A 12,937-nucleotide genomic window follows, 5' to 3' on the forward strand; every position below is an offset into this window, starting at 1 on the left:
GCTTTCACGACCGGCTTAGCCGACCTGCAAGGACGGACCCCCATGAATCCTCAAGATGCACTGAAACTCGCTCGTCGTTTCATCGAGCTGCCACCGCATAAGCGCCCGCTGTTTGTGCAGGCGCTGGAAGACGAGGATATCGATTTCTCGCTGTTCCCGATTCCGGCGCAGGTGGACGTGGCTGGACGCGATGAGCTGTCTTACGCCCAGCAACGCATGTGGTTTCTCTGGCAGCTTGATCCACATAGCACCGCCTACCATCTGCCCATGGCTGTGCGCCTGGAAGGAAGCCTCGACGAGCAGGCCCTGCAGCGTGCCTTCGCCACCGTCGTTGCCCGTCATGAAACCCTGCGCACCGGCTTTGTCGACCATCAAGGCGCGGTGCTGCAGCAGGTTCATGAATGCGTTGAAGTGCCATTGACCCGAGAAGACCTCAGCCTGCTGAAGGGTGATGAGCAGCAAGCACGGTTGCAGGCACTGGCCCAGGCTCAGGTTCGCCAGCCATTCGATCTGGCCCGGCCACCGCTGCTGCGGGTCAGTCTGGTCAAGCTGGCGGACGAGGTTCACAGCCTGTTGCTGACCTTGCATCACATCGTCGCCGACGGATGGTCCATGGCCTTGTTGATCGATGAGCTGGTCAAGGCATATGACGCGGCCTGCCTGGGCAGTGAGCCGGTGTTGTGGCCGTTGTCGATTCAATATCGCGACTATGCCCTGTGGCAACGCAGCTGGCTGGAGGGCGGCGCGCAGGAGAAGCAACTGGCCTATTGGCAGTCACGGCTGGGCCAGGAGCCTTTGCCGCTGGATCTGCCGCTGGATCGACCGCGCCCGGCATTACCGAGCTTTGCCGGGGCCAGGGTCGGCATGACCCTTGACCCCGATCTGACCCGCGCCCTGCACGGATTGGCCCGTGATCAGCAATGCACGCTGTTTATGGTGCTGCTGGCTTCGTTCAAATGCCTGTTGCAACGTTATGGCGGGCAGCGGCATATCCGCGTCGGCGTGCCGGTGGCCAACCGGCATAGGGCCGAGGTGGAGCCATTGATCGGCTGCTTCATCAATACCCAGGTCATGCAGACCGACATTGATCCGGCGCTGGATCTTGCCGGTCTGCTGGCGCGGGTGCGGGAAACGGCGCTGGGGGCCCAGGCCCATCAGGATCTGCCCTACGAGCAGTTGGTCGAAGCGCTGGCTCCGGAGCGTCATGGCGCGCCTTCGGGGTTGTTCCAGGTGATGTTCAATCATCAGTCCCAGGTTGCTGATGTCAGTACCATGACTACCCGCAGTGGCCTGCAACTGCAGCGTCAGGATTCGGCGCGGCTCAGTGCGCGCTTTGACCTGGCCCTGGATACCCATGAAAGCGCGGGCTGCCTGCATGCGCATTTCACCTACGCCTGTGATGTATTCGCGGCCGCGACCGTCGAGCGTATGGCCCAGGACTGGCTGACGCTGTTGCAGCATATGGTCGCGCCTCAACGCACGGCCATTGGTGACTGGCCGGTGGGATCGCGAGAGGAAACTGCGGCGCCGCCAATGGCTGCACGATTGCCGGTGCATCGCCTGTTTGAACAGGCAGCCCAGACTCATCCGCAGCGCACTGCCGTAGTAGCAGGAGGGGAACGCATCGATTACGCCACCCTGAATCGGCGCGCCGATGCTTTGGCTGTGCGCCTCGAACAGCAGCAGGTGATGGCTGACGAACCCGTAGCCCTGGTGGCCGAGCGCTCCATCGAGATGGTCGTCGGCCTGTTGGCGGTGCTCAAGGTGGGGGCGGCCTATCTGCCTCTGGAGCCGGAGCAACCGGCGCAGCGCCTGAGCCATATCCTCGCCGACGCAAACGTGCGTTTGCTGCTGGCGCCCCGGCAATGGCAGGCGGACCTGCCCGGGCAGGTGACGCGACTGTTCATCGATGACAGCGAAGCGGCCGGGCCTTACCAGGGGCCAGATGTACAGCCCGCACATCTGGCCTACGTGATCTATACCTCCGGCACCACGGGCCAGCCCAAGGGCGTGGGCGTCAGCCATGGCGCCCTGGCGCATTACCTGTGGGCGGTGGCCGAGCGGTTGCCACTGCAACAGGTGCAGAACATGGCGATGGTGTCGACGCCCGCGGCTGACCTGGGTCATACCATACTGTTTGGCGCCCTGAGCAGCGGCCGTACCCTGCATCTGCTGGACAAGGATCGGGTACTGGATGCCCAGGCATTTGCCGATTATGTGCAGCACGAACAGATCGATGCGCTGAAAATCGTGCCATCGCACCTGCAGGCGCTGCTTGTCGCCAGTGACGGCGCCGAAGTACTGCCACGCCACTGCCTGATTCTGGGCGGGGAGGCGTGCCCGCCCGCATTGCAGGCCCAGCTTGTGGTCCGTGCACCGGCACTGGCGGTGGTCAACCACTATGGCCCCACGGAAACGACGGTGGGTGTGCTGACCCAGGCGCTTGACGGATTGCTTCCCGTGGCGCTGGGACAGCCCCTGGGCCACAGTCGCAGTCGGCTGCTCGGGCCCGGCTTGCAACCGGCAGCCGAAGGCGTACGCGCCGAGCTGTATATCGCCGGTCCTTCGCTGGCTCGGGGATATCAGGGGGCGCCGGGGCAGACCGCCGAGCGCTTCGTTCCCGACCCCTTCGACGACAACGGCGGGCGCATGTACCGCACCGGCGACTATGTTCGCCGTGACGCCCGTGGCGATCTGCATTTCCATGGTCGTCGCGACGGTCAGGTGAAGATCCGCGGCCATCGGGTGGAGCTGGCCGAAGTGCAGGCGCGGATACAGGCGATTGCCGGTGTGGCCACTGCCTTGGTACGGATGCATGACGACGGTCTGATGATTGCCTATGTGGTCGCTGATCCTGATCAGGGCGCGGGGCGCACTCTGGAGCAGCACTTGCGTGCAACCCTGGCCGGGCAGGTTCCGGACGCCTTGGTGCCCAGTCATTGGCTGTACCTGGATGCCTTGCCCCTGACCGCCAATGGCAAGGTCGATATGCGTGCCTTGCCTGGCCCTGATCTGTCAGGCGCCGGGCCGATCTGGCGCGCTGCGCAAACACCGTTGCAAATGGCGCTGGCTGAGGTCTGGGCCCAGGTCCTGAACGTCGAACGGGTAGGGCTGGGCGATAATTTCTTCGCCCTGGGCGGCCATTCGCTGTTGGCCACGCAACTGGTTTCACGGGTACGCAAGCAGTTGGGGCTGGATGTTGCCTTGCGTGCGGTCTTCGATTGCCCGGATCTGGGCCGTTTCTGTGAAGCGGTTGCCGGGTTGGCGCAGGATGCCGGTCCGGATATTCAGGTGCTTGCGCGCAGCCAGCCCATGCCGTTGTCCCATGCCCAGCAGCGCCAGTGGCTGTTCTGGAAGATTCACCCCGCCAGTGCCGCGTACCACACGCCACTGGCGGTGCGTCTGCGCGGTGACCTGGACCACGGCGCCTTGCAGGCGGCACTGGATGCCCTGGTGGCGCGTCACGAAACCCTGCGCAGCCTGTTCGAAGAGCATGACGGCACCACGTTGCAGCGCGTCATGCCGGTCACCTCGTTGCCGATTGTCCACGAGGACTGGCAGCAACGGCACCCGTCCGGGCTCCAGGCCCATCTGCAACAACTGATCGCCGAACCCTTTGATTTGCGCCACGGCCCGCTGATTCGCGCGCGCCTGCTGCAACTGGCGGCAGACGAGTATGTGTTGCTGCTGACCCTGCATCACATCGTCTCCGATGGCTGGTCGATGGGCGTGATGGTGCGTGAGTGCCTGGCCCGTTATAACGCCCATCTGGCGGGGCAGACGGAGCCCGCACCCGCGCTGTCGATTCACTACGCCGATTACGCCAGCTGGCAGCGCGCGCGTCTGGCGGATGGTCAGTTGCAGACTCAACTGGCGTTCTGGAAAGAGCAGCTTGAAAACGATTTCGACGTGCTTGAGTTGCCCGCCGACCGTCTGCGCCCGGATGTGCCGAGTTACCGTGGCGGGCGCCTGGAAATTCGCCTGCCCGCTGCGCTGACTCAAGGCCTGAATGCGCTGGCGGTTAGCGCCAATGCCACGCTGTTCCATGTCTTCCTTGCCTCATTCGCGGTATTGCTGGCACGGGTCAGCGGGCGGGACAAGGTCAATATCGGTGTGCCGATGACCAATCGCGATCGCATTGAGCTGGAGCCGTTGATCGGCTTCTTCGTCAATACTGTGATCGTGCGCGCCGCCGTCGACCCTGCGCAGTCGTTCCAGGCCTTGCTCGGGCAGCTCAAGGAAACCGCCCTGCAGGCCCAGGCCAACAAGGATCTGCCGTTCGACGCCCTGGTCGAGGCTCTGCAACCCCAGCGCTCGACCAGTTACAACCCGCTGTTCCAGATCATGTTCAACCATCTGCGCGATGTCGGGTATAAAGTCGGGGCGCACAGCGCTGTCGGCCTTGAGGTCGAGGAGCTGGAGCTGAGCGAGCACACCGCGCAGTTCGATCTGGCGCTCAATACGCTGGAGCGCAGTGACGGGGTGCTGGCGGTATTCAACTATGCGACGGATCTGTTCGATCACACACGGATCGAAGCATTGGCCGGACAGTGGCAACGTATTCTCGAGTCTCTGCTGGCGCAGCACTCCCAGGCCGTAGCTGACCTGCCGTTGCAAGACCCCTTGGCGTACCAGGCCTGGGTGCAGCGCTGGAGCTGCGATCAGCCCCCGATTGACTCCGCGACCCTGCTGCATCAACGAATAGCCTCCCAGGCGCGTCGCACCCCGGACGCCATCGCCGTGGTGGGCGCCGGATACAGCTTGTCCTACCGCGAACTCGACAGCCGGGCCAATCGCCTGGCGCATTGTCTGACCGCAGCGGGCGTCGGCCCTGAAACACGGGTGGGCATCGCTCTGGATCGCGGCGCGATGGTACCGGTGGCGCTGTTGGCAACGCTCAAGGCTGGCGCGGGCTATGTACCGCTGGACCCGTCCTTTCCGCCCCAGCGGCTTAATCACATGCTGGCAGACAGCGGCCTGACAGTGCTGTTGCTGGAGCCGGAGAGTGGCAGGCAACTGAATGTGCCACCCGCCGTACGATGCCTGACCCTGGACGAGGAAAAGCCTTGGTTTGCGGATTATCCGGCAACGGATCCGCAGGTCGCGGTGCATGCACAGAACCTCGCTTATGTGATCTATACCTCTGGCTCGACCGGTCAGCCCAAGGGTGTCGCCATCAGCCATCAGGCGCTGCTCAACTTTGTGCTGAGCATGGCTGAACAACCTGGCATCGGCGGGCAATCGCGGGCGCTGTCCCTCACCTCGCTGTCGTTTGATATCGCCGGCCTGGAAATCTATGCGCCGCTGTTGCGCGGTGGCTGCGTGGTCTGCCTGCAACCGGGACAGCAGCGCGACCCACAGGCATTGTTGCAGGTGATCGAAACCCACGAGGTCAACGTCATTCAGGCCACCCCCTCTACCTGGAAGATGCTGGCGGTGCATTGTCCGGCACAGGGGCTGGCAGGCAAGACGTTGCTGTGCGGGGGCGAAGCGCTGGAAGAGGATCTGGCCCGCTGGTTGCTGAAGCAGGGCGGCGTGGTCTGGAACCTGTACGGCCCGACCGAAACCACGATCTGGTCGGCGCGCCAGCAAGTGGTCGCTGGCGCCGCCATCGTTTTGGGGCAGCCGATCGCCAATACCTCATTGCGCGTCCAGGATGCTGGCGCCGGGCTCCAGCCGCCGGGCATCGCCGGGGAATTGGCCATCGGTGGGGCAGGGTTGGCCCGGGGTTATTTCCGTCAACCCGCGCTGACGGCGCAACGTTTCGTCCCGGATCCGTTCGGCGCTGCCGGGGCGCGTCTGTACCGTACCGGCGACCTCGCGCGTTATGAGAACGATCACGCACTGGCTTACCTCGGGCGACTCGATCATCAGGTCAAGATCCGCGGCTTGCGCATCGAACTGGGCGAAATCGAGGTGCGACTGCGGCTCTGCATGGGGGTGACGCAAGCGCTGGTCATCGCCCTGGATGGGCCGCAGGGCAAGCAGTTGGTTGCCTACGTTGCGCTCGATCCCATGCATCAGGGCCCGATGCCATTGCATGAGTGGAAAGCCCAGCTGCGCGTCGATCTGGCGGCACACATGATTCCCCAACACTTTGTTCAGATCAGGGAGTGGCCACAAACCCCCAACGGCAAGCTCGACCGCAGGGCATTGCCGGTGCCGGATCTGCATGCCATCGAGGGGCCTTTTCGCGCGCCGCAAAGTGAGCTGGAGCAACGTCTGGCAACGCTCTGGGCACAGATCCTGGGCGTGGAACGGGTGGGGCTGGACGACAACTTCTTCGAGTTGGGCGGGCATTCCCTGCTGGCGACCCAAGTCAACGCTCAGGCCCAGGCCGAACTGGGGCTGGATCTGCCGCTGATCCTGCTGTTCCAGGCCCCATCGCTGCAGGCCTACGCCGAGGCGGTGCAGGCCTGCCGCCCGGCGGAACAGGACGACTTCGATGAACTACGCGACTTTCTGACGGATCTGGAGACAGTTTGACATGCAATCCAACAAGAACCTGGACATGGTCCAACGCTTTGTCCAACTGCCGTTGGCGCAACGTCGCCTGTTTCTGCAAAAGCTCGACGCCAAGGGTATGAGCCTGGGGCAATTCAGCCTGTCGCCGCTGCGCACCGATGAGGGGCCATGGCCGGTGTCTTATGCCCAGGAACGCCAGTGGTTTCTCTGGCAACTGGAGCCTGAAAGCGCGGCCAATCATGTGCCCACGGTACTGCGCCTGACCGGCGAACTGGACGTGCAGGCCTTGCAGCGAGCGCTTGATGCACTGGTCCTGCGCCATGAATCGCTGCGTACGTTGTTCGTCGAGACCGATGACGGCTTGCGTCAGAACGTGCTGAGCGAATTGCCGGTGTCGATCCAGACCGCTGCCTGCGCCAGTGATCGACTGGATGCCGAGATCGAGGCCGAAGTGGCCCGGCCCTTCGATCTGTGCCGGGGGCCGTTACTGCGTCTCAAGCTGTTGCGCGAAGGCGTTGAGCGGCATGTGCTGGTGCTGACCCTGCACCACGTCGTCACCGACGCCTGGTCGATGCAGCGTCTGGTGAGTGAGTTGGTACAGCTCTACGCCGGGCAATGTGGTGCGGCGGGCAACGCGCTGCCCGCCTTGCCGATCCAGTATGCCGACTATGCCATCTGGCAACGCAGCTGGATGGAAGCCGGCGAGCGTGAGCGGCAACTGGGCTACTGGCGCCAGGCGCTGGACGGTGAGCAGCCGCTTTTGGAATTACCGGTGGATCGCCCGCGCCCGCCGCAACAAAGCTATCGCGGTGACCGGGTCGCCCTGAAACTGTCGGCAGAACTGGGCACAACCTTGCAGGCGCTGGCCAGGGCCGAGGGCATTACTCCCTTTGTCGTACTCCTGGCCAGCTTCCAGGCGCTGCTGCATCGTTATTGCGGTCAGCCGGATATCCGTGTCGGGGTGCCGATAGCCAACCGCACACGCCTGGAAACCCGGGATTTGATCGGCTTTTTCGTCAATACCCAGGTCTTGCGTGCCGAGCTAGACGGGCAGATGAGCTTCCGGGAGTTGCTGGCTCAGGCCCGTAGCCGTACTCAGGAGGCTCAGGCTCATCAAGAGCTGCCGTTCGAGCAGTTGGTCGAAGCCCTGCAACCCGAGCGCAGTCTGAGCCACAGCCCACTGTTCCAGGTAATGTTCAATCACCAGTCAGGAGCGCGCAGTGCTGAAATCTTGAACGGGCTACCCGGGCTTGAAGTCGAGGCAGTTGAGCGTTCGACCCGGACCTCACATTTCGATCTGGTGCTGGATACTTGGGACAGCGCCGGCCAGTTACAGGCTGCACTGACCTACGCCACTGACCTGTTCGAGCGCGCGACAGTAGAACGCCTCGGGCAGCATTGGGCGAATCTGTTGCAGGCTGCCCTGAGTGATCCGGCGCAACGCCTGTGCGAGTTGCCGTTGATGGCGGCCGACGAGACGGCGGCACTGGCGGCGCAATGGGATCACACACACCTGCGCTATCCCACCGACCGCTACGTTCATCAGCTATTCGAAGCTCAGGCCCGCTGCGCCCCGGATGCGCTGGCCCTGATCTTCGGCGAGCGTACATTGACCTATGCCGAGTTGAATCAATGCGCCAATCGCCTGGCCCACGGTCTGATCGCCCGGGGTATAGGCCCGGAAAAGCGCGTGGCCATTGCCTTGCCGCGCAGTGCCGAGAGTCTGGTGAGCTTCCTGGCCGTGCTCAAGGCCGGTGCTGCCTATGTACCGCTGGATGTGGAGTATCCGCTGGATCGCCTGCAGTACATGATCGGCGATAGCCGTGCAGCGCTGATCATTACCGACTGCGCACGGGCCTCGCGCCTGAATCTTGCCGACGATCTGGCGCTGACGCTGGACGGTGATTACCGCGCTGAACGTTATGCCGACAGCAATCCGGATATCGCCCTGGCCGACGGCAACCTGGCCTATGTGATCTACACCTCGGGCTCCACGGGCCTGCCAAAGGGCGTAGCGGTGGAGCACGGGCCGCTGGTGATGCATATCCAGGCCACCGGCGAGCGCTACGAAACCGGGCCGAGTGATTGCGAACTGCACTTCATGTCCTTTGCCTTTGATGGCTCCCATGAAGGCTGGATGCACCCCTTGATCAATGGTGCGCGGGTGCTGATCCGCGATGACAGCCTGTGGTCACCCGAGTACACCTACGCACAGATGCACCGCCACGGCGTTACCATCGGCGTGTTCCCGCCCATCTACCTGCAGCAACTGGCCGAACATGCCGAGGTGGATGGCCGGCCACCGGCCATACGGGTCTATTGCGCCGGTGGTGATGCGGTGTCCCTGGCCAGTTATGAGCTGATGCGCCGTACCTTGCGCCCGGACTGGTTTTTCAATGGCTACGGGCCCACGGAAACCGTGGTCACGCCGCTGATCTGGAAGGCCGGGCGCGAGGACGCGTGCCAGGCGGCCTACGCACCTATCGGCAACCTGATCGGTAATCGCAACGGCTATGTACTGGACGCGCACCTGGCATTGCAACCGACCGGGCTGGCCGGTGAGCTGTATCTGGGCGGCCAGGGTGTCGCCCGCGGCTATCTGGAGCGCCCGGCTCTGACGGCCGAACGCTTCGTGCCCGATCCTTTCTCCGGCAATGGCGCTCGGCTGTATCGCAGCGGCGACTTGACTCGCTACAACAATGCCGGGGTGGTGGAGTATCTGGGCCGGGTCGATCATCAGGTCAAGATCCGCGGTTTCCGCATCGAACTGGGGGAAATCGAGGCGCGCCTGCTGGAGCTGCCGGATGTCAACGAAGCGGTAGTCGTGGCCCATGAGAGCAGCATGGGCAAACGCTTGGTGGCCTATCTGGTTGCCACTGCAGCGCTGTCCGGTGCAGAGCAGGAGATGGCCGTGCGCGAATCGGTGCGCGCCGGCCTCAAGGTGCACTTGCCGGACTATATGATCCCGACCCATTTCGTGCTGTTGCCGCGCATGCCCCTGACGCCCAATGGCAAGCTGGATCGCAAGGGCCTGCCCGCGCCTGACCTCAACCTGGCCCGGCGCGATTTTGTCGCACCGCGCACGGATCTGGAACAGCGTTTGGCCCAGGTCTGGCAGGGGGTGCTGAAGATTGAGCGGGTCGGGCTGTACGACAACTTTTTCGAACTGGGCGGTGACTCGATCATTTCCCTGCAAGTGGTCAGTCGCGCCCGTCGCGAAGGCCTCGCCCTGACGCCCAAGGACGTATTCGAACACCAGACCATTCATGGCCTGGCCACGGTTGCCCGGTCGGTACAGGGCGCCCAGGCCGATCAGGCCGCGGTGACCGGGCTCGCCCCTTTGACCCCCATCCAGCAGGCGTTCTTCCAACGGGCGTTGGAGCATCCCCATCACTGGAACCAGAGCCTGCTGCTGACCCCCCGTGAAACCTTGCAGGCCGAGCCATTGCAGCGTGCGCTGAACCAATTGCTCAGCCATCACGATGTCCTGCGCCTGCGCTTCCGTCAGCAGGACGGGCAGTGGCAGGCCCATTACAGCGAGGTAACCGACGCCGATGTGCTGTGGCAGAACTCGGTCAGCGATGCGACGGCTTTTACGGCGTTTGCCGAGCAGGCCCAGCGCAGCCTCGACCTCGCGGCCGGTCCGCTGCTGCGTGGGGTGCTTGCGCAGTGGGCCGATGGCAGCCAGCGTTTGCTGTTGATCGTGCATCACCTGGCGGTGGACGGGGTTTCCTGGCGCCTGCTGCTGGAGGACCTGGAACTGGCCTATGGCGCAGCCCTGCAAGGTCAGCCGCCAGCTTTCGCGGCCAAGACCCACGCCTTCAAAGTCTGGGCCGAGCGCCTGCAAGCCTTGGCGGTCAGCCCGGAAAAAACTGTCGAACTGGCTTTCTGGCAACGCCAGCTCGAAGGTCTTGATGATCATTTGCCAGGCCAGCGCGTGGGCGTTATTGGCCGCATCAGCCAGACACGCACGGTGCGCAGTCGTCTCAGCGAAGAGATGACCCGCAAGTTGCTGCAACAGGCCCCGGCGGCCTATCGCACCCAGATCAATGATCTGTTGCTCAGCGCCCTGGCCCGGGTGTTATGTGACTGGACCGGCCGCACTGACGCGCTGGTTCGCCTTGAGGGGCACGGTCGCGAGGCGTTGTTCGACGATCTCGATATCAGTCGTACCCTGGGCTGGTTCACCGCGTTGTATCCGCTGCGGCTGACCCCGGCTGCTGCGCCCGGAGCTTCGATCAAGGCCATCAAGGAGCAAGTGCGCGCAGTACCCGACAAGGGCGTGGGCTACGGTCTGCTGCGTTATCTGGGGCCGGACGACGCCCGGCGCAGCCTTGAGTCGCTTGCAGAGGGGGCAGTGCTGTTCAATTACCTCGGCCAGTTCGACCAGAGTTTCGACCAGGGCTGGCTGAGCCCGGCGCAGGAGAGTGCCGGGGCCAGCCAGGACCCTCAGGCCGCAGTCGATGCGCCGCTGAGCATCAACGGCCAGGTCTATGGCGGTGTGCTGGAACTGGGTTGGAGTTTCAGCCCCGATGTGCTGGATAGCGGAGCCATCGAAACCTTGGCCCAAGCATATATGAATACCCTGGAAGATCTGATCGAACATTGCTGTGAGGCTGAAACGGGTGCACTGACGCCGTCGGATGTGCCCCTTGCCGGCCTCGATCAGGCGCGTCTGGATAGCTTGCCGCTGGCTCCGGCGCAGATCGAAGATCTGTATCCCTTGGCACCCCTGCAACAGGGCATGCTGTTCCATGCGGTCTACGGTGCAGGGAGGGGGGATTACGTCAACCAGCTGCGCGTGGATGTGCAGGGCCTCGATGTCGGCGCCTTCAATGCCGCATGGCAGGCTGTCGTGCAGCAGCATGAAGTGCTGCGGGCCAACTTCCTCGCCAGTGCCGAACCGCCTTTGCAGGTCATACGTCGAAGCCGGAGCATGCCTTGCACAGAACTCGATTGGCGTGATGCCGATACCCGTGCGCCAGCCCTGGCAGCCTGGGCTGGCGAGGACCGTAGCGCCGGTTTTGACCTGCTCAACGATCCCTTGCTGCGCCTGACGCTGCTGCGGACCGGCGAGACAAGCCACCATCTGGTCCTCACCAGCCACCATATCGTCCTCGATGGCTGGAGCCTGTCGCAGTTACTCGCCGAGGTGTTGCAACGCTACGCCGGACAAGCGGTGCAGCGCGGGGCCGGGCGTTATCGTGACTATATCGCCTGGCTGCAGCGGCAGAGCGCGCAGGGCAGTGAAGCATTCTGGCGCGGTGAACTGCTAACCTTCAGCGAGCCGACCCGCCTGGCCAACCGCCTGACGCCACATGCTCCGGCAAGTGGTTACGCGCAGCAGGTGCAGCGTCTCGATACCGTCCAGACCCAGATATTGAGTGATTTCGCCCGCAGCCAGCGGGTCACGCTCAATACTCTGGTGCAGGCTGCGTGGATCCTGCTGCTGCAGCGTTACACCGGCCTGGATACCGTCACCTTCGGCTCGACCGTCGCCGGAAGACCGGCTGAGCTGGCAGGTATCGAGCAGCAACTGGGGCTGTTCATCAATACCTTGCCGGTGCTGTCATCGCCACGGCCGCAAGTCAGTGTGGCGACCTGGCTGACGCAGTTGCAGGCGCAGAACCTGGCACTGCGCGAGCATGAACACACAGCACTTTACGATATCCAGCGCTGGGCCGGTTTTGCCGGTGAGGCGCTGTTCGACACGGTATTGGTATTCGAAAACTACCCGGTCGCCGAGGCGCTGCAGCAAGGGCCGCTCACCGGTTTGCGTTTTGGCGAGGTGATCAGCCAGGAGCAGACCCACTACCCATTGACTCTGGTGGTGGGCGCTCATGCGCAGCTGTCGTTCCAGTTCAGCTATGCCTGCGCGCACTTTGACGCTGCAGGGATAGAGCAACTGGCCGGACATTTTGTGCGGCTGTTGACGACCTTGGCGCAGGATGCAGACGCCACCCTGGGCACTTTGCCAATGCTCGACACCGCCGAGCAGCAGGCACTGCTTGCCCGGTGGAATCCCAAGCCGACGAACTATCCGGTTGATCGTTGCCTTCATGAACTGATCGAAGCCCGTGCAGCGCAGACGCCACAGGCCATTGCGCTGGTGTCTGGCGAAGAGCGTTTGAGCTATGCCGCGCTCAATCGCCGCGCCAATCAGATGGCCCATCAGTTGCGCGAGCGCGGTGTGGGCCCGGATGTGCTGGTCGGGCTTTCGGCCGAGCGTGGGCCGGGCATGATCGTGGGCCTGCTGGCGATCCTCAAGGCTGGCGGTGCCTACGTGCCGCTGGACCCGGATTACCCTCAGGATCGCCTGACCTACATGATCGATAACTCGGGCATCCGCCTGTTGTTGGCGCAAGAGCGGCCGACCTCCCTTGCCGAGGAAATCGACTGCCTGTTGCTGGACGAGGCCGGTGGCGGTTATCCAGACAGCAATCCAGTCAACCTGACCACCCCGGCCAACCTG

At 63.6% G+C, this 12,937-nt stretch carries 1 protein-coding gene and 1 pseudogene; both read left to right on the top strand.

The window, feature by feature from the left end; all coding sequences use genetic code 11:
• Positions 1-42: 42 nt before the first annotated feature.
• A complete protein-coding gene (locus tag M2401_RS33905) occupies positions 43-6,486 on the top strand; it encodes a non-ribosomal peptide synthetase (protein WP_259111352.1) in 6,444 nt (2,147 codons plus the stop codon).
• A 145-nt stretch (positions 6,487-6,631) separates the two neighbouring features.
• A pseudogene (locus M2401_RS33910) lies at positions 6,632-12,937 on the top strand (amino acid adenylation domain-containing protein); the annotation flags it as partial.

Source organism: Pseudomonas sp. JUb42 (assembly GCF_024807945.1).
Taxonomy (GTDB): Bacteria; Pseudomonadota; Gammaproteobacteria; order Pseudomonadales; family Pseudomonadaceae; genus Aquipseudomonas.

Bases quoted from the DNA above. Each gene is read 5' to 3' on its own strand.
- M2401_RS33905 (WP_259111352.1), top strand. From the start codon at position 43: ATGAATCCTCAAGATGCACTGAAACTCGCTCGTCGTTTCATCGAGCTG.